At 43.7% G+C, this 25,337-nt stretch carries 17 protein-coding genes and 1 pseudogene; 2 read left to right on the top strand and 16 right to left on the bottom strand.

Going from position 1 to position 25,337, the window contains the following annotated elements:
• Window positions 1-38: 38 nt before the first annotated feature.
• The 6 genes from MIC7126_RS28735 to MIC7126_RS0123585 all read right to left on the bottom strand — a co-directional run bounded on the left by MIC7126_RS28735 (window position 39) and on the right by MIC7126_RS0123585 (window position 15,111).
• Entirely contained in the window at window positions 39-6,014 is a 5,976-nt protein-coding gene (locus MIC7126_RS28735) for an ExeM/NucH family extracellular endonuclease (protein ID WP_017655601.1), read from the bottom strand.
• A gap of 451 nt (window positions 6,015-6,465) precedes the next feature.
• Entirely contained in the window at window positions 6,466-7,119 is a 654-nt protein-coding gene (locus tag MIC7126_RS0123605) for a cyanoexosortase A system-associated protein (protein ID WP_017655600.1), read from the bottom strand.
• A gap of 2 nt (window positions 7,120-7,121) precedes the next feature.
• The gene (gene crtA, locus MIC7126_RS0123600) at window positions 7,122-7,994 is read right to left on the bottom strand and encodes a cyanoexosortase A (protein WP_026100489.1); all 873 of its coding nucleotides are present in this window, start codon (window positions 7,992-7,994) and stop codon (window positions 7,122-7,124) included.
• Window positions 7,995-8,256: 262 nt separating this feature from the next.
• Window positions 8,257-8,958, bottom strand: a complete 702-nt coding sequence (locus MIC7126_RS0123595) for a Uma2 family endonuclease (RefSeq protein ID WP_017655598.1) — start codon at window positions 8,956-8,958, stop codon at window positions 8,257-8,259.
• A 326-nt stretch (window positions 8,959-9,284) separates the two neighbouring features.
• Complete coding sequence (locus tag MIC7126_RS0123590) at window positions 9,285-13,955, bottom strand: choice-of-anchor I family protein (protein WP_017655597.1); 4,671 nt, start codon at window positions 13,953-13,955, stop codon at window positions 9,285-9,287.
• Between the two features lie 535 nt (window positions 13,956-14,490).
• Window positions 14,491-15,111: a hypothetical protein gene (locus tag MIC7126_RS0123585; RefSeq protein ID WP_017655596.1), complete on the bottom strand. Its 621-nt coding sequence runs from the start codon at window positions 15,109-15,111 to the stop codon at window positions 14,491-14,493.
• Between the two features lie 286 nt (window positions 15,112-15,397).
• Here MIC7126_RS0123585 and MIC7126_RS0123580 point away from each other — a divergent pair, with 286 nt between their 5' ends.
• Complete coding sequence (locus MIC7126_RS0123580) at window positions 15,398-15,790, top strand: hypothetical protein (protein WP_193787709.1); 393 nt, start codon at window positions 15,398-15,400, stop codon at window positions 15,788-15,790.
• A 124-nt stretch (window positions 15,791-15,914) separates the two neighbouring features.
• On the opposite strand, the gene MIC7126_RS0123575 is transcribed toward MIC7126_RS0123580, so the two are convergent.
• From MIC7126_RS0123575 to upp, 3 genes are all read right to left on the bottom strand, one after another.
• Window positions 15,915-16,187, bottom strand: coding sequence for a YggT family protein (locus MIC7126_RS0123575; protein ID WP_017655594.1), 273 nt, complete (start codon window positions 16,185-16,187; stop codon window positions 15,915-15,917).
• 132 nt (window positions 16,188-16,319) lie between these two features.
• Window positions 16,320-16,673 (bottom strand): ssl2009 family thylakoid membrane protein, encoded by a 354-nt coding sequence (locus MIC7126_RS0123570; protein ID WP_017655593.1) that lies wholly within the window; start codon window positions 16,671-16,673, stop codon window positions 16,320-16,322.
• A 76-nt stretch (window positions 16,674-16,749) separates the two neighbouring features.
• On the bottom strand, window positions 16,750-17,400 hold the full coding sequence (gene upp, locus MIC7126_RS0123565; RefSeq protein WP_017655592.1) for a uracil phosphoribosyltransferase: 651 nt from the start codon (window positions 17,398-17,400) through the stop codon (window positions 16,750-16,752).
• 551 nt (window positions 17,401-17,951) lie between these two features.
• On the opposite strand from upp, the gene crtH reads away from it, so the two are divergent.
• Window positions 17,952-19,454, top strand: coding sequence for a carotenoid isomerase (crtH, locus tag MIC7126_RS0123555; protein WP_017655590.1), 1,503 nt, complete (start codon window positions 17,952-17,954; stop codon window positions 19,452-19,454).
• 2 nt (window positions 19,455-19,456) lie between these two features.
• Here crtH and purT read toward each other — a convergent pair whose 3' ends face one another.
• The 7 genes and pseudogenes from purT to MIC7126_RS0123520 all read right to left on the bottom strand — a co-directional run bounded on the left by purT (window position 19,457) and on the right by MIC7126_RS0123520 (window position 25,215).
• On the bottom strand, window positions 19,457-20,626 hold the full coding sequence (gene purT / locus MIC7126_RS0123550; RefSeq protein WP_017655589.1) for a formate-dependent phosphoribosylglycinamide formyltransferase: 1,170 nt from the start codon (window positions 20,624-20,626) through the stop codon (window positions 19,457-19,459).
• A gap of 124 nt (window positions 20,627-20,750) precedes the next feature.
• Window positions 20,751-20,960 (bottom strand): annotated as a pseudogene (locus MIC7126_RS28225) (pentapeptide repeat-containing protein); the annotation flags it as partial.
• Window positions 20,961-21,063: 103 nt separating this feature from the next.
• On the bottom strand, window positions 21,064-21,435 hold the full coding sequence (locus MIC7126_RS0123540) for a DUF5615 family PIN-like protein (protein ID WP_017655587.1): 372 nt from the start codon (window positions 21,433-21,435) through the stop codon (window positions 21,064-21,066).
• Window positions 21,435-21,710 carry a DUF433 domain-containing protein gene (locus MIC7126_RS0123535; RefSeq protein ID WP_017655586.1) on the bottom strand — a complete coding sequence of 92 codons (276 nt, stop codon included), beginning with the start codon at window positions 21,708-21,710 and terminating at the stop codon, window positions 21,435-21,437. Before MIC7126_RS0123535 ends, MIC7126_RS0123540 begins: the two co-directional genes overlap by 1 nt.
• 46 nt (window positions 21,711-21,756) lie before the next feature.
• Window positions 21,757-23,679 (bottom strand): ABC-F family ATP-binding cassette domain-containing protein, encoded by a 1,923-nt coding sequence (locus MIC7126_RS0123530; protein WP_017655585.1) that lies wholly within the window; start codon window positions 23,677-23,679, stop codon window positions 21,757-21,759.
• A gap of 77 nt (window positions 23,680-23,756) precedes the next feature.
• Window positions 23,757-24,173, bottom strand: coding sequence for a DUF1824 family protein (locus MIC7126_RS0123525; RefSeq protein ID WP_017655584.1), 417 nt, complete (start codon window positions 24,171-24,173; stop codon window positions 23,757-23,759).
• Between the two features lie 193 nt (window positions 24,174-24,366).
• Window positions 24,367-25,215: a prohibitin family protein gene (locus MIC7126_RS0123520; protein ID WP_026100487.1), complete on the bottom strand. Its 849-nt coding sequence runs from the start codon at window positions 25,213-25,215 to the stop codon at window positions 24,367-24,369.
• Window positions 25,216-25,337: the final 122 nt, after the last annotated feature.

Here is a 25,337-nt window from a genome sequence, read left to right as displayed (position 1 = left end):
TCACTACAAACTAATCGAAATTAATGAGACAGACCCTACTAGAAAACGAAGTTTTGAGTATTGTTCATCGCTAGTGGAGTGACGTTGTCTAATGCCAGGAAATTTCTGAAGATAGCAGAACCAGATAATCCATCATTGTCAATCTGCAAGATACTAGAGCTAGCGGTAGACCCCTGCACCAATTTCACATAGCCGTCAGTAATGGCATTTGTGCCGTTATAACCACCAACAACCAGACTATCCAGCAACTGAGTCAGGACAATTTTGTCTTTACCGACTTCAAAATCGGTGATGCGATGACCCACTTCCCTGATGTTGGTATAAACAATCTCATCTCTACCAGCGCCAGTGGTGATAGTTTTTGCCCCAGCGCCGCCGACAATTCTGTCATTACCTGCTGTTCCGGTGATTGGGTTCCGACCTGCGGGGGGAGCGATGATGTTAATGCTGGATAAATTTAGTCCTACAACCACTGGGTCGTGGTCAGAGGAACGGAAAGCATCAGCATTATATAAGCTGGTTTGCTGCCCTGCAGACTTGAAGTTGGTGTTGTAGTCTAAAACAGTGGGTTCATCGGCGTTGATGTGCCATTTTTCTGCACCCGTAACTTGTGACGCCAGACTGTTACTTCCTAAAGCATGGTCAAGGGAACCTACCTGACCATCGAAGACGTAGGAATAGGAAGCATCTGGAAGCAGGTTGTTATAGCCTGCATTTTTCAAAGTTGTCAGCGGGTCTTCCTTGGCGTAGGCGTTGAGGTCGCCCAAAATCAGGTAATCTGGGTCAGTGGTACCTGTAGGATTACTCGCTAGCCATTGTGCCAAATCTTGAGATTGGCGAGTCCGTGTGCCGTTAGATAAGCCTTGACCGTCGCCCGCATCAGCATCACCCACACCACCAGAACTGGAACCCTTAGATTTAAAGTGATTGACAACTGCGGTGAAACTCTCACCAGTGGTGATTTCTTGGAATGTCTGCGCTAGGGGTTTCCGTCCCACCACATCAAACGCACCGTTACCAAAGCTATTAGGTATTGTCGCCGCAGCACCCACTGGGGTAACTTTACCGGGTTTGTAAATTAACCCGACGGTGATTTCGTCGGTTGCTAAACTGGTTCCGGGATTGATGAAGGCATAAGTACCCGCACCCGCAACAGCGTTCAACCCATTCACCAAATCTTGAATAGCGCTGTTAGCACCGTAACCATCGTTCTCAAGTTCAATCAGACTGACAACATCAGCATTTAAGCCGATAATGGCAGCAATTGTTTTGTCACGCTGACGGTTGAATTCGTTAACATTCTCCGCTCCTCTGGAAGTGGGGAAACCGCCACCAGTGCCATTTCCGTTAAAGTAGTTGAGGACGTTAAAGGTCGCAACTTTCAGGCTTCCACCTACATTAGGTACGGTAGTTGGGCGGGGATTTGTTGGTGTAAAGTTGACGCCTGTGGAAGTTTGAACGCGATAGCCTTCAAAACGCTGGTCTAAAACACCAGTAATACTAGCAACGGTATCACCACCCCGGAGTGTGTTGCTCGCACTCAAGGGTTGACCACCACGACCAAAGATAATTGGGTCTGGGTTTTGAGTACTGCTACCGTCGTCTAGGATAATTTCCCGCTTGGCAATTTCCGCTAAGTATGCAGCATAGCCGCTGACACTGGGGGCGTTGAATTGAGTATATTGGTCAAGTCTGCCGTCGGTTCCTGGTTGGTTACTAGCACCATTTGCTGCTAGGACGACTTGTCCAAAACGGCCGAGTTGGAAATACTCGGTAACAGTAAGGTTGCCACCAACACCGCTAATATTAACTAACATCCCTTCGTAACGTTCCAAGTCGGCGACGTTGGCGACAGGGAACTGAATGTTAGTGACTGCGGGTAGATTGTTAGCGCCTAAGTTGACTACACTTGTCACACTAGAAAGCTGCGTCAAGCTGCTAGTAACACCACTGCTAGTGCTGGTAAATTCGGCAACAGTTCCTGTTACCCGGACTTTATCGCCAGCAACCCCAGTAAACTGTCCTGAGTTGTCAAAAACAAAGATGGCTTCTGAGGTGGCGAAGTCGGCGTCGGCGTCGGCGTCTTCTTCTTGGACGTAGAAACCATTTAATTTTGTGCTTCCCAGGAAGGCCGCAACCACGATACCTTCAATAGTGCGTGTACCACCAAAGCCAGCATTAAAGGTGGCACCGTTTCCTTGGATATCATGGATTTTGGTGATGGTGGGGGCTGCAACATCATTATCTGTGACTGTCAAACTAGCAGTAACGTTGCTAAAGCTAGTCGCACTGGCGGTAATCGTGACGTTTTGGGAACCATCCACCAGGGCATCATCCACAGCATTGACGGCAAAGGTAGCAGATGCTTGTCCAGGGGCGATGATAATAGTGTTGGGAACGGTGGCTTCGGTTGTATCGTTGCTAGACAGTGCGACTGTCAAGGCGCTGGTAGTACTGCCAGTGCGGGTAACGGTTCCTGTGGCTGCTGATGCACCTGCTGCCTCTGAGAAGGTGTTGGGTGCAATGCTGAGACTCAGGGTAGGTGTTACTCCGCCACGTAAGGCACTCAAGTCTTGACCTGGGTTAGCTTCCCCTGGTGTGGGTACGTTAGGTGCAGTGGCGGGGAAGTCATATCTTACCCAGTTAGCAGCTATATCGTTACCAGCTGCGGTGTTGCCTGTGTAGTAGGCGTTATCTGCAAGACTAGCCAAGTTTAAGTCAGCGAGTCCGGTGGGTGCGATCGCTCCCCCATCATCCTCGTAAGAAATAAAGTCTAGGTAGATGTTGTCAGTACCGCCACTGTTACCATCTGCTCCTGGTAAATATAGGTAGAGAGCATCACCGCCGGTGGCTAATCCTGTGTTGGTGCTACCACTCAGTCCATCTGTGCTTACTGTCACTCCAGTTCCCGGAGCTAGAACCATTTTCCAGTCGTTGGCGGCGGGATTGACGGTGGTATCTGTGGTAACGCCAGCAGTGGTTGTCCAAACGACGATTGTTGTGCCCTTGGGAACGCTGCTCAAGAAGGCATCATTGCCGAAGACAAAGACTGATTCATTATTATTGAGGACGCCACCGATTAGCTCATTATCACTTACCCGCAATCCCCGCAAGTCAGCGTTATCTTTGAGGACTAATAACTCAAAGAAATCATTGCCGTTAGCGTCGTTGTCTGAGGCATACTCATTGAAAATGATATCTCCTGGAGACAGTTGAGCGGGTGCCGCAACTGTGTCGTTGTCTGCAATGACGACTGTGGCTGTGACTGTCCCGCCCAAGGTGTAGTTGGCGCTACTGGCTAGGGTGAGAGTCACTGTTTCACTACCTTCGACAGCAGCATCATCAATTGGGGTGATGGTAATATCCACAAAGGAGCTATTAGCAGCGATCGTGGCAGTACCCGTCAGCGTTGGAGTGTAGTCAGTGCCATCGTTGGCGGCTTGACCAGCACTTGTAGCAATGGTGTAGTTAACGGTGAGGGCTGTAGTTGTGCTACCTGTGCGGGTGATGCGGAAAGTGCCCGGGTCGTTTCCGGCTTCGGCTGCAGCGGCATCTGTAGCGGCAATAGTTACTGTTGTGGGTGTAACTACTTCAGCACCTAAGGTGATAATTTCACTGCGGAATTTTTGGAAGTTGTCCTGGGCGAGGTCTTTGGAAATTGTGCCGTTGTTGTACCAGACAGTATCGCCGTTATCTACTAGTAGTTGAATTTGGCTACCGCCAGTTAAGGAGTTGGGAACCTCAACAATGGACTCAAAGCTACCCCCAGCATTCAAGGCAGTTAAATCTGCTGCCCGCAATATTGGTGCATCTGCTGAGTTACCAGTCCAAGTGTAAAGCCGGAAGTCGTTGGGTGCAGTGCCTGTAGCCGCACCTGCAGGGCCAGCAATAATCAGGTATTGGTTAGTAGTCGAGTTACGCTCAATACTGCGGATACCACGACCACCTAAATCGAGAAAGATAGGCGCACCGAAGGTTGCAGAGCCAGTTGTCCCACCTGTACCATTCAGGATGGTGGTAAAATTGGTGACTGGAACAATCAGCGCCTGAGTACGGTTGGTGGTTGGTTCGTTGGGCGCGCGGAAGGCAACGTAGGCAGTGCTATTATTGGGGGCAATTGTCAAGCCTTCAATGTTGAAGCCGTTGGGTACTTCCGGGGAAACACCCGCAGCCGCACTCGCCCCCAATCCCAAGAAGCCAGCGCCTAAACCGTGACCGTTGGCGTTATCCCAAGCAATCAGGTCATCTTCGAGGAACTGATAGTATCCTTGGAAACTCAGGGTGGCATTAGCTCCAGTACCAGTAATATCTGTGGCGAAAATGCGTTCGCGGTTGGGTCTGTCGTTATTACTGCTGTTGTTGCTGTGGGAACCCATCCAGTAAATTGTGTTCCCAATCCGGGTGGAGGCTTCGATATCAACTTCGCTGTTACCATCTAATCCCAGGGAAGAGGTAAAGTTGAAGCTGTTTACTGGTAAACCGGAATTATTGCGATCGTACAACCGAATGGTTTGGTCTTCGTCGTCGGCAACGAAGATATAATTAGAGTCGATCGCTATAGCACTAGAAGCATCACTCGTCCCTGTGAGGAAGCGAGTATTAGTATTCCCAGCCGCCGAAGCAGCGTATTTAATAACGTAAGAATTACTGAGTGAACCGTCGCTAACAGTAACGGTGATGTCTGCAAAGCCTACGCCAGTCGGGGTAATTTTCACGTTGCGGCTGTTCCCACTGCCGGTAACTGCTAGTCCAGCGTTAGCGACAACTGCGGTGTCACTGCTAGTAGCTGTGACAGTTAACGCACCTGCGGCTGTCTCTGCGTCAGCAACGTTAAACTCAATCCCAATTGTGCGGGCGGGGTCAGTGGGGTCGTTAATTACACCGCTGACGAAAGCTGCAGGGCTTCCACTGGGGCTATTGTTAGGGATGCTCAGGAAAGCTGTAACTTTCTCAGGATCGATTACCGTTTCGTTGTCTGCCAGGATTGTGGGAGCAGTGTTAGCAACATCGTTATCGGTAATGGTGATGTTTTGGGAAGTAGTACTACCCAGCGCCAAACCGGCAGATGGATTGCTAATGGTCAGGATTGCAGTTTCCGTACCTTCAACTAGCGCGTCATCAACAACTGTGAAGGTGACAGAACCTGTGGTTTGTCCGTTGAGAATGGTAATAGTTGTGTTGCTGAGGGTGTAATCACCTGCAGTGATATTTGTTCCGGACACACCTAAGTTAACAGTTTGGTTTCCAGAAACAGTGCTGGAGGCGGTAGCGGTAACGGTGACGACTGTTGTACCTGCTTCTGAGCCAGAATTACTGCTGACGGATAGGTTGACAGCCGGAATCAGCGTAATCGCAGAAGTAGCCGTTGCTGCACCATAAGACCAATTACGAGCGGTGGTAAAAGTATTTGTGGCTGTGTTAAATGTTCCAGATGCAATCAATATCTGATCAGCGGCTGGATCTGCGGCTAAGAAGCTGTTAGACTGTAACTTGCCACCGCTGTAACGATCATTTTCAGGTAATTGATACCCTGCTGTACCACTAGATACCACAGCACTACCAATACCAGAGCCAAAAAAGATGGCGTCAACAGGAACAGTAGAATTTGTAATGTTGTTGATATTAGTTGCAAATACTGCAACAGCATCAGCATTACCGCCACCGTTACCCAGTACACCTGTGGCGTTAGCCGTACCAAAGCGGTCGCCTGTAGTTGTTCCGGTATTGATTGTGCGTAGTTTTGTACCAGTTGGTGCCATCGACGAGCCACCAACATAAACTACATCACCTACATTAACCGTACCACTGGTAATGCTAAAACCATAAGTAATACCACCACCAGCAATCCAGCCACTAGCGGTAGCATTACCATTATTAGCAAACACAACAGAATAAGGAGTAATCGAGAAATCAATAGCTTGAGTAGCTATCAATTCCACATATTCAAAAGGTGAGTCGTTACCATTAGGGTTAGTCAGTATTTCCGAAATTAATAAACCAGGGTTAGATGGCATGGGTAGTCCTTAATATCTTTTAACAAGTTGTTGTGAGGTGTAAGCAACTCGAAACTTCTAACATTAGAGGCACCAGTACGAAATTTAAGGGTGCTCTGAGAAGTTCTTAACTCAATCAAAGCGAGAGAAGGTAGATATAAGTACTGTCAGTCACCCAGATTATTCCTATCAGTAACATTTCTGTTACAAATATATTTTGATATTCAGTACAACTGCTTAATGAGCGAGAATGTAAAGTGGTAGTTGCAGCTTAATCGATATGCTAAAAATCAGTATATACATGTAAGGTTAAGTTTAAATTAATACGTGCATTTTTTTGAAGAAATTTATCTGAATTTTATTTTTTCGGATAATTTTTGTGTTTATATCTCTAACAGACCCCCTTAATACCTTGATTACTATCAACTACAAATCATCAAGATATACTTAATTACTGGAAATATAACGAAAATCATGGCTGGGGAAAGCGGATTTCCCACCATTGATACCAGGGAATCCAAGCGTTTTCTAAAACTTGATAAGCTGCTTGGGGTGAAGAACCTTGGAGAGGAACTGACAGATTTACCCACAAACAACGTCTATCTAAAAGAGAGTCCTTACCTAACAACCAAGACAAGAAATATTGAGGACGCAGGTCATAAAGATAGCGATTGCGGTTAAACTGTTCTACAGTGAAGGTACTACCGCCCCGTGGGTTAATACAGCTACTAAGATAGGCTCGCTGTTGATCAATTCCCAAGCCATAAAAACCTACTTTTTGATGCTGGCGCACAATGGCAGAAGTCGAGATGGGAGTTAAGTTCTTAATGCTAAAGTGAGTGTACTCAAGCATCAAATAGCGCATGTCAATATCAAGCTGTTTACTGTTTTGGATGTAGCGATAGTAGTTTTGGGAGATGATTTCTGCAGCTTGTGCTTTTGGTTCTGGTGGGGAGAAACTCTCACTTAAGCGCCATTGTGGTAGTGGTACTTCTGGGGGAAAAACGAATGAGGTAATTTCTGGTGGGGCTGAAGTTGGAGAGAGAATCAATTTACCCAAAACTAAAATAGCGCCAGCAAAGATGACAGCTAAAAATGGTGCACGAAATTGTTGATTGATGAGCACTTTTACGATTCCGTTGGCGGCAGATTATCTGTTTCACTTATTCGCAGTATAAACCAGAAAAAGCATCCAAATAATAAAGCTGCTATCAAGAAAAATACCTTAGATCCACCGCCTATGTGCCAATAATCAAAGGCAGATAAATCGTTTTTTGCCGAGAGAATAGTTAACAGTACAACTCTAAAACTGTTGACAACAAAGCCCAAAACCACCGCCACAACTGAGATGAGGATTTTTTGTTGTTTGTTACGTGGGAAGATTAAGTTAAACAAGATTGCTAACGCTAACAAATTTATTATCTGCGACATTCCCGAACAACCTTCATATACTCTGACAGATCCTGTGGGAAGATGAATTTCCACTCCTCCCACAAGATTGACCTCAAATCCTGTATACCAAAGAATTAAGGTGGAAAATTGTGCTGTCAGTGGAGATATATCAATTAAATGGGGACGTAATAAATTAGAAGTAAAAACTAAAAATAGAGCAATTATTTCTCTTTGATATTGCTTGATTCCGTGAATACCAGAAGCGAGCAGTGCTAAACCAAGGGCAGAAATTACTGGTAAAAAATGAAAGAAACTGCCTAAATTATTTGGTGATGCACTCCTAAAAAATACAAAAGCAATGACGAGTATTCCTAAAATACTGGATAAAATATCACTTTCTAAATTTAATTGTTGGCGTCTTTCCCAAATTAATAAAGATATAGCCATCCAAAATAAACAACTGATGCTGAAAAGATTAACCTGATTTCCTCGCCAGATGAGGGTGAGATTAATCGCTATCAAACTCGCACCTATGGCTAATAACCAGAATTGGTCATTTTTGACAGTTTGCTTGATTAAATTAACGGTAGAGTTGATATTAATCATCATACCAATTTACACTTAGAATCTAGAAGTCAAAATTAAGAATAGATAGAATGTCCTCGTCATGTTGAATGTAGCGTAGCGGAATGAAACATCTGAGTATATGCCCCAAACATTAGATTCTTCCTTATGCTGCGCTCCAGTCAGAATGACAAAATTATACTTTCTTGGACTTTACAAACATCCTCTCAAATAAGGGCGATCGCACACAATGAGTAATTAATTAGTAATTCGTAATTCGAGCTTTGCTTAGTGTCTGCATTTCTACTCACAAAGCCGCATCAAAAACCTGCTGTGCAGTTAGATTGAGTTGGGAGAAGGTGGGGGATACGATTAGATTATTCCCCGTGAACTTGGTTATTTGGTACTCATCCCCCACAAGCTGACATACCGAGAAAGTAGGCTGCTTGGGGTCTCCAATGAACCGCTTACCACCATTAGCTGCATAATCCGCGATCCAGAATTCAGGGATACCCATTTGCTCATAATCAGCAAACTTCAGGTGATAGTCATCTCGCCAATTTGTACTCACCCTTACGGGTGACGCTCGAAGACTCGCTAACGCTGCGCTAACGTCAGTTGCTTCAACGCGGGGAACCCGCGCAACGCACTGACTCACGACTTCGACTATTAATGGTACAGATGCTGCTTGAGTAACTGTTGACTGTTTTTGAAAAAGAGGTTCGTTGCCGAGATTATCAAGATTTAGTAATAATACATCGGGTAAGTAAGTGGATTTAGCGGAAGGTGTTTTGACAAAAGCAGTCTTGGGGATGCGGTAAGGTAACCCTAAACGTACATACTCTATAGTTATTTTCTCGGCTAAAAATCCAACAACTTTCTCATGGTCTCCAGTTGGGGGTGCCATCTCAATAATTACTCCATTATGTAGCTCGTATCGCACCCCGTCGTTGGGATACCACTCGATAAATTCCTCGAAGGTTACTGGTAATGGTAGGGTTTGAGTCATAGGATTTTGCAATAATACTTATGTGGTAGATGATTATATAGCAAGGTGTAGTACCTCTATCGGAGTAGCTGACTGTGGAATCTTTTAACCTATTAAAATGGGTTTTAGCTTTGAGCCGGAAATAAATTTCCGGGCTTGCAGAATGGGTATTAATTAGATACCCGAATTCTTGAAGAAGTCGGGTATCTAGCTTCTCACAAATTATTGAGGATTGCTATGGGGCAGGCAAAGATTTAATGTACGAAAATGATTTCGTGTTGTAGAAAAACTCCTGTAGAGACGTAAAATTTTACGTCTCCACATTGAGGTTGTGCTATGGGATAATATTAAACAAGGCTCAAATTGGCACGGACAATAATGTCGTTATAGTCCAAATCCCCACCACCTGCTAAATCTTCAAAGCCGAAGGTGTTGTCACCTAAGATGCTAATGTGATCTACTTTATCAGGATTTGCTCCTAGGTAGGGGAAATAAACTTGGTTATTTTGCCCGCTGAGAACTTGCTCTACAGTACCATTACTGATGATGAAGGGAGCAAATATACCACCACCAGCTAGTTGTTTACCTGTAAAGCTGGCGGTTCCTTGATTCGCCACTGTCAAATCTATACCTGCGACTCTGCCTCTAACTGCGGCTTGGGTGTAACCAGATTGTCCTGGTAAGATGTCCACAGTCCCATCACCGTTGGTGTCGATACCGCCTTTTTCGTCAACGACGCGATAGAAACCGACAAAGTTGTTAAATCCGGCTTCGCGGTTGACTGTGAAGTCGGCTTTTACTTGACCTGTAAGACCGCGTAGGTCGATGAGTTCTCTTTCTTGTTGTCCTTGGAGCCTTGTACCTAATGTTTCCGCACTATTAGTATTTTCTACAGTAACAACTAAGTTGTTAAAGACGGAGTTGTTTTGTTGGTCGCGCCAAGCTATTTCGTAACTATTAGTGCCTAAATTTGATACTTTGGCAGCATTCCCAGCGGTTGTACCGAAGAGAACATTAGCATTTTTTCCCGCCAGTACACCATCAGTTGTGCCGTTTTGTACCAAGTAGAAGACGAGGCGAGAACCGCTATTTAAACCGCTGACGATGCGGGAAAGTTGGGCGGGGTCGTAACCTTGGGGGTTGTTGGCGATCGCTGATAAAATCACCTTACCTCGTTTCAATGCTTCTTGGGTGTAGGCTGCAGAACCTGGAGCAATTCCGTTGATCCGGTTTTGGTTATCATCGACTGTAAACACGCCGATTTCATTCACCCCAGTGCTGTTGACTCCCTTGAGAGTGACGCGGAGGTTGGAGTTAATCCCCAAGGTGAAGGTGTTATCTGTGTTGCGGGTGGTGGGAGTTCCCGATTGCAAATTAACGATACGGGGGTTATCGGTACGGAAGCCTTTGTCAGCGATATTATATGATGTGTTGCCATACACAGCTTTCAAGTATTCCGCAAAAGCATCTTGTTCGGAACCCGCAGCAGCGAAGGTAAAAGCGCCGGGTGCGAGGGGAAGGGCGGTATCTACTTTCCCGTTACGGTTGACATCTTCTGCAGGATTTTCACCACGTAAATCAACTCGATTGGCGAGGGTAGGATTATCTTTGATAAATTTGGGGAAAGGATAGTTATCACCACCCAAAATGTTAGCGTTGGTTGTTCCTGCGAGGAAGTTCAGGGTGACGATGCGGAAAGTCCGGTTAGGATCGCCGACTAGCTTACCATCTTGGACAATGGTGTCGCGGGGAGAACCATCGGTGTTGACGACAGTCAGACTGCGAATGCGATCGCCCTGGGTTGTGACTTCACCGGTTTGGTTATTAAAAGCGATCGCTGTTTTGGTGGGGTCGAAACTAAAGTTAATTCCCGCTACCTGGGGAAACTGACCGGGTGTGGCGCCAGGACGAGTCCCCGCTACCCCATGTTCAATTATCCAGCGCAATTGTTGAGCGGTGACTGTCACCAAACTGAGGTCGTTGTTAAACCGCAGAGAGTTTTCCACATCTAACTGAGAAACATCCCCAGTTTGTTTATTAGGTGCTAAGGGATTAGGTTGAGTAGGCAATTTCCGAATATCATTACTATCAACAGCCCCTGGTGCTGCTTCCACCACACCGATATTATCGCGAATTCCGCCGCCATTTTTCAGCGAAATCACCACTGTGGGGTCAATTTGACGAGCTAACCACAAGTTAGCGTCTGCTGTTAAATTCCCAAAGTTAGTTTCTTGGGTGCGGACATCTTCACGGCTACCATTGAGGAAGACGCTGGATTTACCCACAATCAAATTGTCTTTGGCAGAAATCACATTCCGCAAGCCATCGGTAATTGCAACTACCCTAGAATCAGCCACATTTCGGGGGTTGACATCGCTACCATACACCCGGTCTACTCCAGCTTCGTCTGTAGCGTAAGCACCGTTAATCTTGTTATCCAGTTTGCTGACGTTAATCACACCGTCTTTATCAAACTCAGTCACCAAACGACCGACATATCTATAGTTACCGTCAGTGTTAACCACCAAAACTGGTTTACCATCAGCAGCAGTTTTAACAATTGGGTAACTTCCATCGCTAGTATCACCAGCGCGCAGAATATCGTTAGCATCCGATAACAGTGTGTTAGAACCACCAGCAATGATCACATCAACATTCCGCAACCGGGGCGCTAATTCATCCCGCTCGACGTTGATCTGCTGCATGTGTGTTAGCAGTATAACTTTGTTAATCCCTTGACCTGTGAGGACATCGACAGTGGACTGAATTTCCGCCGCTAAAGCTGCAAAATCGGTGGGATTTTGCGGTGTAACAACGATACCACCTATGGACGAAATATTCGGTAGAGTTGGTGTTGTCGCTCCTACAATCCCGATTTTCTGGTCATCTGCAGTTCCCAGAACGCCGTCATTACCCGCTACGGTGATAACTGTACTTTTCGCTAACTTGTTTTTAATCGTGCTCGCTTCAGCGGTAGTTTGGTTAGTTGCTAAGTCGCTAGCTGCTAAATTCCCAGCGGTGATTTCTGGCTGAAAATTCAGGTTAGTGCTGAGATAGGGGAAATTTGTACCCGGATTCCCACCAGTGGGACGGAGAATATCTCGAACTTGTCTGACACCCAAATCAAACTCATGATTACCCAATGCGGAAGCTTGGATACCCAAGGCGTTAAGAATTCCGATATCACCGCGCCCAATTACCGATGTCCCGACACCCAAACCCCCGACATTATTTAAACTAGCGTCGCTAGAAGCATTGAGAAAAGCGCCGGGAATGTAGTTGTCACCAGAAGATAACGTCAAGGTGTTAGCAATTACGTTACTGGGGAGATTGGGGTCAGTTCGCAGACGATTCAACACTGCAGAAAAGCGCACCGCATCATCCAACGCAGGGATACCAGCTTCAAAATCGGAAGCGTGGAGAATCTGCAATTGAAAAGATCCATCACTGGGAACAACGGGTACATCAATTTGGTAAAGACTAACGGTGTAACTTAACTCGTTAGTCACTGCTAACAATGGCTGACCATTGGGACTATCTTCAGCAGAGATAAACTTTAACCCTTCTGGACTAATATCAGTATCGGTGCGGACATACTGAACAAACTGCGGCGTTATGGGGTTACTCAAGTCATATACCATCACACCCCCACCCGCGCGTTCTAAGGCGATGAAACCATAAGGTTTTCCGTTAATCACACCTACAATTGCGCTTTCTGGTTCAGGGCCTTTATTATCTGAACGGGTGTCTTTAGCCGCGGGATTACCGCTGTCTGCGTTAAAAAAGCTGGGTAATTCTTTGGCGAAATATTGCTCAAATTGGTCGCCGCTATCAAATACTAACTTGCCTTGGTCATCCCAAATTGAGAAGGAACGAGCACCATAAGCGTAGATTTTATCAAAGTCTCCATCACCGTCAGTATCTCCTAGGGTGTTGGTGACTGTGAGACGTCCGAGATTTTGGGGTTTTTGCAGTTCACTCGCATTGGGAAACGCAATCGGGTCAAGCTTCAAACTCGCTACCCGCGTCTCTTCATTGAAGATTACCCCCTCATTTCCAAATACCCCATTGGCTGTAGGACGAACGCGGGAATCGCCTTCATTGGCGCTGATGTAGTAGGTTTTTCCGCCGACTTGGAAAGACGCTAGCCCGTCTGGTTGATACATCCCAAAAACAGGCCAGGTTTGAATATTTACTTTCCCACCTGCACTACTTGTACCATCAACATCGCGATCGCTAGCATCAAAACCATTCCCCGGTTTACTGTGATCTTTGAAACCCAGGGGAACAACGCTAGTAACTTTAGCCGTAGCCAAATCAACAATTGCAAAAGCATTATTTTCTTGTAGTGTCACAAAAGCAGTTTTGCCATCTGGAGAAACTGCTATATATTCTGGTTCAAAATCTTGCGCGGCTGTGGAATTAGTCCCATTAGCTAATTTGCCAAAAATCCGCACACCCGCTGTTCTCAAACTAGCTTCTTGACCATTAAATGCTTTAAAATCAGCAGTCTGAACTTTACTGTTATCTAAAGCAGTAATTGCCCCGGAAACGTCGATAATACTAATTGAACCTTCAGGATCAATTGTGTAATCTTCACTCGGTTCTCCTTCATTCGCCACCAACAATTTACTACCATCAGGAGTGAAGGTCAGCATGTCAGGTAAAGCGCCAACAGTCACTTCTGCAAGTTTAGTCAGAGTGGACGCATCATAGAAAACAACCTTACCAGGATCGGTGGCTTTAGTTGCCGAAATTGCCACAGCCACAATGCTATTTCCAGTTCCCGTCGCTTTCCTAACTGCTACACTTTGAATCCCACCACCCAAACTCGACAGGTCAATCAATGATTGGATTTTTAAATTTTTAGGATCAGCCGCATCGATTACTTGAAGTAGAGGTTTACCACCCGGTTCACCAGTGACAAAAATCCGTTTTGATTTAGGATCAAAATCAGATATTTCTGCACCGTCTAGTTTGACAAACCCTATGCGATTTGGTTGAAGTAAATTAGCCATTGTTGTGTGTGAAGTTTAAAATTTATGATTACTAGTCCGCTACAAAAAGCTTGATCAGCAAGACAATTTTTCACTCAAAAGAGTGTGTTACTAATCAGCAGGATAGTTAGAAATTGGAAAGAAGAATGTATAATTAATCGCCTGCCTATGTGATTACCCATAGATTACGCAATCCTCACACCGCCTATTGTGTAAGCATATCTAGAAGATATTTGTATGTTGGGTAATTTAACAGTCATGGGAAAATGGGTGTTAAATTTGACTCAGCATAGTCAAGTTATCCCAACAAAATTAAGAAAACACTAATTTAAGGTTAAAAAATTAGATGTTTAATAATTTCTGTGAAGCGAGTAGATCAAGATATCTGCATACTTTATACAGTAAGCTCATCCCACTCCTTCTAGGGGTGGGATTTCGCGGGAATTGGTAACTGGTAATTGGGAATTGGTAAAAAGGCCTATTACCCATTACCCATTACCAAAGGCGGGCGTATGTCCTCAACTATTTTCATACTTCATACTTCATACTTCATCCTTCATCCTTCATCCTTCCTCGGCCAGCGCCAGTTGTAGCGGTTCCATTCACAGATACCTTGAATTTGATACTCGGTTCCATCTGCAAAGCGAATGACGCCGTTGGTAAAGGAATCATCATCGTTACTAACTGTATCAATTTGCAGTACTGTGCAAGGAAACCACTCACGCTTACAGGGGCCGTCTTCCCGCACCCATTCCCACAGAGAGTTGGAAATTTCAATGCGATCGCCTACTCTTAGTTTTAAGGCATCCTCAATATCAGAGTACTTGTCAAAATGATAGGATTCGACGCGATATAACCACTTTAAACCATAGCGATCGCGGATAAACTGTACTGTCCCTGAATCAGTTTCTAGCAACCAGTCGTTGAGTAATTGCACTTTCCAAGTGCGGTTTTGTTGTTCTTCTGTCTTGACAAACTGTAAAAATATTTCTAATTCCTCTGCAGTTAGTTCATCCAAGGGATTAGCAGTATCCAATGCACTAGAATCACAATTACCTTGAATTTGCTCCATGACTTGCAGTAATATTTGTTTCTGCATATCCGTAAGAGGACACCTAGCTGCATCACAACTATTAAAGGCTGTTTGCAAGGCGGCTTCAACCTCATCTGGCGTCATAAGCTCATCGCAATTTAGAGTTGTTTTTTCTCATTATTGCAAAAGTTAAATTTCTGTCTTCAATCTCTTGGTAGTTAAATTCCGGTAAGCTGTAATTAAAAACAGTGCTAATTATTGGGTTGGGAGTTAGTGATAATTCTTGGTTCGCTATAAATGTTACATAATTTTCTTTGCTAATATGGCACTCTTACCTATGCATTATTTCCCTTTTTCTATTTCTCTGAAGGCTTTAGAGTCTTTTGCTACCAAATACTTGAGACTTACCAAGGTGATATTGCTCGCCTGGATGACGGGGGTGATATTATGGGTGTCTACTCCTGTTGCTGTAGCGTTGACACAGATTCGACTATTTGATCTTTCTTACAATGAGTGTCCCCCAGAGTTAGCACAAGGTGCTGTCATTAGTAGTGGTTCTGCGGCGGCTAATTGCTTTATTGTCAAGGGCAAAGCTGAAAATGGCACTTATAAGACAGTATACGATGCAGATATTTTCGGTCGGATATATGACGCCAACAACGATTCTGTCATGCAAAACCGCACCCGTTTAGGTTCTATCGCAGAAGTTCCACCGGGTGTCAGTGATTTTGAATTGAGGATTTCTGTTCCCGCGACTCAGCCCACACCATTAAAGTTGAAGCAGTTTAAAGCTGCTGGGTTTAGCGGTCAAGTGCGGCGTTAATAAATAACATATCTGGAACTGAAAATTAGTACCACCAATCGGGATACTGGTAATTGGTAATTGGGGATTGGTAATTAAGGATGAAAAATTTACCAGTTCCTATTACCCATTACCCATGACCCGGTTAAAAGAAAGCTGGAGTGCGGCTGAGGGTGTCCATAAAGCCACCCAACACCTGCAGCAGTATAATCGCTAACACAGGAGAAATGTCCATCCCGCCTAATGGGGGAATGAATGAGCGGAAAATATTCAGATACGGGTCTGTGATTTGGCTCAAAGCAGCGAATGGTTGGTTATACCAGTCGATGTTAGGGAACCAGGTCAACAGAACCCGAACAATTAGTAAATAGCCGTAATATGTGAAGAAGGCAGCCAGGACTGCAAACAATAGATTCATGGATGGGTTGGTTTTTTGCTAAGTGACAAAATTGGTCTTATTTATTGATTTTAATTGAGTCCATGTCGCGGTGTCTGCGGCTGATGAAAGCCTTTCACCACAATTTGACATCTTCACCAAGGCTAGAGCAGTTTAGGCGTCTTTGGTAACGGAGCGATCGCTTATTGATCCAGACGAACTGCCGTTGACATTGCCCAGTTGCTTTCGCACTTCATCAATTGTCGCATTCAACTGAGCAATTTTATCTTCTAGCGATCGCCTTGCCGTTTCCATTTCGATGCTGTTGCTTTCTGAAGCCCGCATCTGACGCCGTTTACCTGAGATTGTTTTAGCTTCAGCTTGGTTATTAGTCAGTTCCGTGTCTTCATCTGCTGCCAATTCTACATCATGTCGTGATGCGATCAAGGCCCCCAAAACGCCACCGACGACACTACCGAAAACTGCTCCTGCGAAAAAACCACTGGCGAAACCATCTCGCTGACTCATATCTTTAACCGCCTTCAAGAAACTTTGCGATTTTTACACTAGTAAAGCTATTTTTCTTCCCTAGCTGCATACTAGCTTAAGTCCCAAAGGTGCGATCGCCTGCATCACCTAATCCCGGTACAATATATCCGTTGCCATTGAGTGTTTCATCAATAGCCGCAGTGTAAACATTTAAACCAGGATAAGCCGCACTCAGTTTTTGCAAAGCTGGTGGAGCAGCCACCACGCAAACAATTCTGGTTAAACTAGGATCAGCACCCCGTTGTGTTAATTCTGCCATTGCTGTCATAATCGATCCGCCAGTTGCCAACATCGGATCGGTAATTAACACCCGCGTTTGGGGAGAAAATTTTTCTGGCAATTTATTCAGGTAACACGAAGGTTCTAACGTCTCTTCGTCTCGCACCAAGCCCAAATGATAAACTGATGCTAAAGGTAGCAACGTCTGCGCTCCCTCCAATAATCCTAGCCCAGCCCGGAGAATCGGCACCACAGCCACAGGCACTTGTGGATCAATTAAAGTAGCCGGACAGGAATCTAAAGGACTCTGCACCGTTGTTTCTAGCGTTGGTAGCCAATCTCGAGCCGCTTCATAAGTCAGCCATCGCCCCAACTCAGTCATTGCACTCCGAAATAATACTGAAGGTGTGGCTGCATCTCGCGCCACCGCCAACCAGTGCTTAATGAGGGGATGGGGTGGAACATACACACGCAGTTGTAGCGTCATAGGCAGCAATAGGCGCGTTTTTTAATAAATAAGAACTGAAACATCATAATACTCTACGTTCCCTCCTGGCTACGACTAGATGCTAAAATCAACACATTCCAACTTATTGAAAATATATTTCATTAGTAGTTGACAGATATTCTCAATCGAGGTTATATTGTTAATCAGTGTTCTCCTCTCTTTAAGGATCGGCAGACGGGATTAGCCAGCGGTAGCAGGCTTGTCCCTCTTTTTTATGATTGGTATTGATTATGTGTGATTGGTGATTAATTATGTGTGATTGGTGATTAATTATGTGTGATTGGTGATTAATTATTTGTGATTGGTGATTAATTATTTGTGATCATAAAATAAACAATAGCTAATGGTTATTTTCTCTGTCTCCCCACACCCCCCACACTTCCCACACTCCCCACACTCCCCACACTCCCCACACTCCCCACACTCCCCACACTCCCCACACTCCCCACACTCCCCACACTCCCCACCTCCCTATTCCCTATTCCCCGCTTCTACTAGTAATATTTATTGTGAGTTTTTCACTATAAATTATGGTTCATAGTTCCTCATTTGATGTCATCGTCATTGGCTCTGGTATTGGTGGGTTAGTAACTGCAACCCAATTAGCAGCGAAGGGGGCGAAAGTATTAGTACTGGAAAGTTATCTGATTCCTGGTGGGAGTGCTGGTTACTTTGAAAGACAAGGCTATCGCTTCGATGTCGGCGCATCCATGATTTTTGGCTTGGGACAACATGGAACTACTAACTTACTCACCCGCGCTCTTGATGCTGTCAATGTCAACTTAGAAACAATCCCTGACTCAGTGCAGATTCACTATCATCTCCCCCAGGGTTTAGACTTGAAAGTTGACCGAATTTATGAAAAATTTTTGCAAAATCTTATTGCTTATTTTCCTCATGAAGCAGATGGTATCCGTCGCTTTTATCACGAATGTTGGCAAGTATTTAATTGCCTCAATACCATGGAGTTGCTGTCACTAGAAGAACCTCGGTATTTAATGCGAGCATTTTTCCAGCATCCTTTAGCATGTCTCGGTTTAGCTAAATATTTACCACAAAATGTCGGCGATGTGACGCGGCGATACATCAAAGATTCCCAGTTATTAAAATTTATTGATATGGAATGTTATTGCTGGTCAGTGGTTCCAGCTAATATGACGCCGATGATTAATGCAGGGATGGTATTTTCAGATAGGCATTATGGCGGTGTTAATTACCCTAAAGGTGGCGTAGGAAAAATTGCTCAAAAATTGGTAGAAGGTTTAGAAAAAACAGGCGGAAAAATTCAATATCAAGCCAGAGTGACGAAGATTATCACAGAAAGAGGACGCGCTATCGGTGTACAACTGGCTAATGGTCAAATATATCAAAGTAAACGGATAGTTTCTAATGCTACACGTTGGGATACCTTTGAAAAACTATTACCAAAAGACGACATACCAGATAATGAAAAAAATTGGCAACAACGTTATCAAAAATCCCCCAGCTTTTTCAGTTTGCATTTGGGAGTGCAAAAATCAGTTTTGTCTCGAGGTACAGAATGTCACCACATTCTGTTAGAAAATTGGCAGCAAATGACAGCACACTTAGGTACGGTTTTTGTGTCTATTCCCACCTTGCTTGACCCAGATTTAGCACCAGAGGGCTATCATATCATTCATGCCTTTACCCCCGACTGGATAGATAATTGGCAAGGATTGACCGAGAGTGAATATGACGCCAAGAAAGAAGCTGTAGCAGGACAAATTATTGACCGACTAGAGCGGATTTTTCCCGGTTTAGATGCTGGGTTGGACTATTTGGAAGCAGGAACACCACGCACCCATCGCCGTTTTTTGAGTCGAGTAGATGGGACTTATGGGCCCATACCCCGACGGAAATTATGGGGATTATTGGGGATGCCATTTAATCGTACAGCGATTCCGGGACTTTATTGCGTAGGGGATAGCACCTTTCCTGGCCAAGGATTAAATGCTGTGGCGTTTTCTGGATTTGCTTGTGCCCATCGCATTGCTGTAGATTTGAATTTATGATGCTAAACCAATTTAATTTTACTTGCTACTCTGGTAGCTTTTTCCCTTGCTGTTTGCACATTTAATCCTTTAGCTAAAGCCACTCCCATACGGCGATAGGGATGAGCGCTGGGTTTACCAAATAGCCTAATATCTACATCTGATTCTGATAAAGCATCTGCTACACCAGTAAAGGCTATGGAATCTGATTTTTCTGCTGCTAAAATTACCGCACTTGCTGAAGGTGCTAACAAGTCTATGTTAGGAATAGGTAAGCCTAAAATAGCTCTTAAATGCAGTTCAAACTCATTCAGGTTTTGGGAAATTAATGTCACCATTCCTGTATCATGTGGTCGGGGAGAAAGTTCAGAAAATATCACTTCATCTTGAGTGATAAAAAACTCAACACCGAAAATTCCCGCACCACCCAAAGCATCAGTAATTTTCTTAGCGATTGCTTGCGATTCGGCTATTTTTTCTGGAGAAATTTCTGCAGGTTGCCAAGATTCTTGATAATCACCTCTTGCTTGACGATGACCAATTGGCTCACAATATATTGTCGGTGCATTCCACTGTTTAATCGTCAAGAGAGTAATTTCAATTTCAAAGTTGATAAACTCTTCGATAATTACTTTTTGGGTATCACCTCTAGAATTAGCGATCGCATAATTCCAAGCTGTCTCAACCTCACTCTGGTCTTTGACTACCGACTGACCTTTACCAGAGGATGACATCACAGGTTTAACAACATTAGGAAACCCAATTATATCAGAAACTGCTACAAATTCATCTAAGGTTGTAGCGTAACCATATTTAGCAGTTCTAATCCCTAATTCTTGGTGCGCTAACTCCCGAATTCGGTCGCGGTTCATGGTGTAGTTAGTAGCGTCTGCTGTAGGAATAACTGTGATTCCTCGCTGCTCAAATTCTGCCAGTTTTTCAGTTCTAATTGCCTCAATTTCTGGGATAATAAAATCAGGCTGGTGCTTCATAACTACCGCCTCTAAATCATCAGCACTCAGCATAGAAATCACTTCAAAACAGTCAGCAACCTGCATTGCTGGCGCATTAGCATAGCGGTCAACAGCAATTACATAATTCCCCAAACGTTGAGCAGCAATCACAAACTCTTTGCCCAGTTCCCCTGAACCCAAAAGCATGAGTTTTTGAGGTAAATTAATAGACTTATTCATAAATTATTTAAGAATTTTACTTAATTATCATCCACTGAACCACTCATAAAATTGAGCAGACCTCCGCGTACCTCTGCGTTTTCCTCTGCGCTCCTCTGCGTTAAAAAAACATTAATTCCATACCTCAACTAAGAATCGCTAACTCATCATCTTCTGAATCACTAAACCTAGCTCCGCGTAGTTGCAAATCTTTACGTTGCTTATCGGTTAAACCAGCCGCTTTACCAAAATTACATCCCCCAACCAACGCATCCAAGCAGATAGTTTCATTTAAAGTAGCACCGTTCAAATTTGCATTTCTCAAATCTGCTGCTGTGAAATTAGCAAATAAAAGATACTACTCGGCTGTTGCGTTTGGTCGTTCAAATCTTGCCATGCTTTCTCTTGTTCTGGTTTTAGCCAATCTTTTTGTAGTGAATCAATTACAATTTAAAGTTTTATCCGCGTCTAATTGGTAAAATCCTGACCCTAGATTGTGCTTGGTCAACGGTAACTAAAGCACCATTATCTAGTTCAAATTCAAACTGGCGTAAGGCAGAAATTATAATATTTTCAATACTGGTAGGTAAAATATCTTGCGTCCTTACTTGAATGACACTTGGTGTTTCTACTCCTGTTGCTGCTAACAAAGAACCAAAATCTAAATCGTGGGTAAACACAATATATCTGTTGGCTCTTGCCCAGTCCATAATTACCGTATCTTTGTCACGGGGTTCACCAACATTAGACCAGTGGACAGCTTCAATATCGTACTTCTCGAAAACCTTTACCCAATCTGGGGACAAATTCATGTCAATTAAAATTTTCATTAGGACACCGCAGTGGACGGGTTTCCCGGTATAAAGCAATTGTCCGGTAAACTTTTCAGCGGAACTTCAATTTCTTCCGCTCGCCAAGCAGCATAAGCAAGTGCTTCATATATATCTGCTTCTTCTAAGTAAGGATATGCTGCGAGTATGTCGCTCTTGGCGTGTCCTGATGCCATTAAACCTACAATCGCACCAACGGTGACGCGTAGCCCCCGGATGCAGGGTTTACCGCCCATGACTTCTGGGTTGCGGGTAATTCTGACGAGGTTTTGCATAATTTCCTTTCTGTTAACTCACAATCGCATGGTAATTTCAATCTGTTTAAGAATCCATTTCAGCTAATTCTAACCAGCGTTCAGTTGCTACATCAATTGCAACTTTGAGCGTTTCTACTTGCTCATATAATTTTTGCACTTGAGTATAATTCCCCGCACCCACATTTACTAATGCTTTTTCTGCTTCTGCTTTCTCCGATTCTAGTTTGGCAATTTTCCCTTCCAATTGTTCAAATTCGCGCTTTTCCCAATTGGAAAGTCGGCGTCGCTTTTTGTTTTCTGGTTCTGGAGATGTAGTTTTTTGCGGTTCTATATTTTTTGGCTTGTCTTTAGTATTCTGCGTCGATTGTTGGGCTTCTTCGGCTTTTTTGTAGTCTAAATAAACAGAATAATTACCGGGATATTGTCGCACAACTCCACCTGATTCTAAGGCAAAAATCGTGTCTACAGTGCGGTCTAAAAAGTAGCGATCGTGAGAAACTACAATTACACATCCAGAAAAATCTTCTAGATAGTCTTCTAGCACTGCTAATGTTTGCACATCTAAATCATTAGTCGGTTCATCTAAGATTAAAACATTCGGTGCACCCATGAGCAAGCGCAAGAGAAATAATCGCCGTTTCTCACCACCAGAAAGTTTATGAATAGGTGCATATTGTTGATTTCCAGGAAACAAGAACCGTTCCAACATTTGGGAAGCGGTGATTTGAGTACCGTCGGCTATTTTAATAAATTCCCCTTCTTCTTTGATATAGTCGATGACCCGCTGGTTTTCATTTAATGCTGTGAGCAATTCTTCTGAATGTTGGTTAAAATAACCAATGTGAATTGTCGCACCAATTTCTACGGTTCCTGAATCTGGCTGAATTTTGCGGGTAATGATATCCATTAAAGTGGATTTACCTGCGCCGTTAGCACCAATAATGCCGATTCTATCTTCTGGGCTAAATTCGTAGGTGAAGTCTTTAATTAAAGTGCGATCGCTGTACGATTTAGAAATATGATTGAGGTCAATAACTTTTTTGCCAATGCGGCGACTAACTGTAGAAATATCAACTTTACCTTGAGCTTGTTTAAACTCGGTATCACGCAGTGCGTGAGCACGTTCTATTCTGGCTTTTTGTTTGGTACTCCGGGCTTTTGGGCCTTTTTTCAGCCATTCCAACTCGCGCCGCAAAATCCCTTGATGTTTCCGTTGACTGCTGATAGCAGATTCTTCAGCTAAAGCTTTCTTTTCCAGATAATATGAATAGTTACCTGTGTAAGTGTAAATATCGCCTCGGTCAATTTCAATGATGCGATTAGTGACACGATCTAAAAAATAGCGATCGTGGGTAATGAGAAATAGTGCGCCACGATAGCGATTCAAGTAACTTTGCAACCATTCTACAGAAAGAGCATCGAGATGGTTTGTTGGCTCATCCATGAGCAAAGCATCTGGTGCTGATAACAAAGCTGTAGCAAGAGCGATGCGTTTGCGATAACCTCCAGACAAACTACCGATAGTGGCTTCAAAGTTAGAAATTCCTAACTTGGTGAGGATGATTTTGGCATTAGTTTCTAGTTCCCACGCACCTGTTGTATCCATTTTTTGCATCACTTCAGAAAGACGAGACATTAATTGAGTGTCTTCTGGGTAGTGAGCTAATTTATCTGAAAGTTCTTCATATTCTCGTACCAAAGCCATATGTTCACCGCTATCGGCGAAAATTTGCTCTAAAACTGTGCGATTTTCATCTAAATCTGGCTGCTGCGGAAGATAAACGATTTTTGCACCAGAGTTAACTAAAATTTGACCACTGTCAATTGACTCTAGTCCAGCGATCATTTTTAATAGAGTTGATTTTCCTGAGCCATTTGTACCAATTAATCCGACTTTATCTGTAACATCTAAGCTAAAGTTAGCGTCTTTTAAAATTTCTTTAATACCAAAGTCTTTTTTAACAGCTTGCAGTGTAATAATACTCATATTGTTTTACCATTCCCAAATAATTAGTAGGTAAGACTTTTGCCCTACCTACAGACAATTGTAATTGCTGAGAATTTCTATACAAATAAATCAAGGGGCAAATGTCCATACATTTCGTTAATTCCCGCTGTACTATAAGACTGGCAAGATACTAAAACTCCGCGATGATGTCCAGCGTAAGAATCAAGGTAGCACAAGCCATTTTTGCCATTTAATTTGATATAAACTGGCCCTTCAATTATTGGTAAATTGCTCGGTGCTTCATAACCAAAAGCTTGAGAATAGGTTTTCATCGCCAGCATTCCTTCTCCTGCGGTATCAGCACAAATTCCGAGAATTTGATAATCAGAAAGACTAGTAATTAAACTTAGTGCTCGACGAACGGAAACTTTTTCTGATGGCTTGAGGATAGGCGCGATATCTAAACAGTTAAATTTGTTTAGCAATTTTTTCGCTTCTTCGGCAGTAAAGTTGTGATGATTAGGAGTTGACATAAAGCGGTTTATTATGGGGTTGATATTTTTTGTCAGTCAGGTGGTGCAAATAAAACCAACTTATAAAAGTTGTTATTTGCCAGAAATTTTGTGTGGGGTCTTCTCTAGGAACAATGAAAATGTTTGTCCTTTTCAGCTATGTTGATACATATTGATTGAAGTTCCCCACCCTATGGAACATTATTTACTAAAATCACTGCTGATTTGACATATTTCCGAGATTGAAGATGAAGGGGACGCCACCTTCGGAATCACTACCCATAACTAGAACTTTTGGCATTTGAGCACCGCCTGTCTTCCAAGCTTCTATCGCTTCTTTTTGTAGCACTAATTGTCCTCCTTGCGCTTTGAGAGTCTCGGCTAAAAGCCTTTGAGCTTCGGCTTTACCCTTAGCACGGTTAATGTCTGCTTGCGCTTCTTGTTCAGCTTCCCGCGCTACGTAAACGGCTCTCTGTGCTCGTTGTTCGGCGATTTGTTTTTCTTCTACTGCCCTAGCAAATTCCGGAGAAAAAGTCAAGTCAATTACGCTAGTATCTAACACAATTATCCCATATTTGTCTAAGCGATCGCTCAAAGCGGTGTCAAAATCTTCTTTTAATTCGCTTCTTTTGGTAATTGCTTCTTCTACTGTCCTTCTGGCTGCAGCTATTTTGAAGGCTTCTTGAGTTTGGGGGGCGATAATTTTAGAGACGATGTTTTCTAGTGTCCCTTGTTTCCTTCTCACCTCCACTACTTGTGTTGGGTCAAGGCGAAAGTTGATCGCAAATCTCGCAGACAAATTTTGCAAATCTTTAGTAGAACTTTCGGCGGGAACTTCAAATTTTTGCACTGTCAAATCATACACATCGATGTTGGAAATTAAGGGTGGTTTGAGGTGGATACCTTCTAGCAAAGCCCCATCTTTAGCTTTCCCCAAAATACTAATCACTCCCGCTTGCCCTGGATTGATGATAATAAAAGAGTTAAGACTAGTAATTACAACTAGTGCCAAAAAAATTCCTAAAGCTGTAGTTTGCCAGTTAGCAAATTGTGGATTTTTCAATTTATTATCTCCTTGAGCGTCATCAGAAATTTCCTGTACTATGGTGACATAGATTATGCCTGTAGAGAGTGGCAAAAAATCTAAAATTGGGATTATGTGGCTGTTTATGGTAGTATCATTTG

The organism is Fortiea contorta PCC 7126 (assembly GCF_000332295.1).
GTDB lineage: Bacteria > Cyanobacteriota > Cyanobacteriia > Cyanobacteriales > Nostocaceae > Fortiea > Fortiea contorta.
Note: the sequence above shows the minus strand (reverse complement) of the source record. Positions and strands in the feature narration are given on the sequence as shown.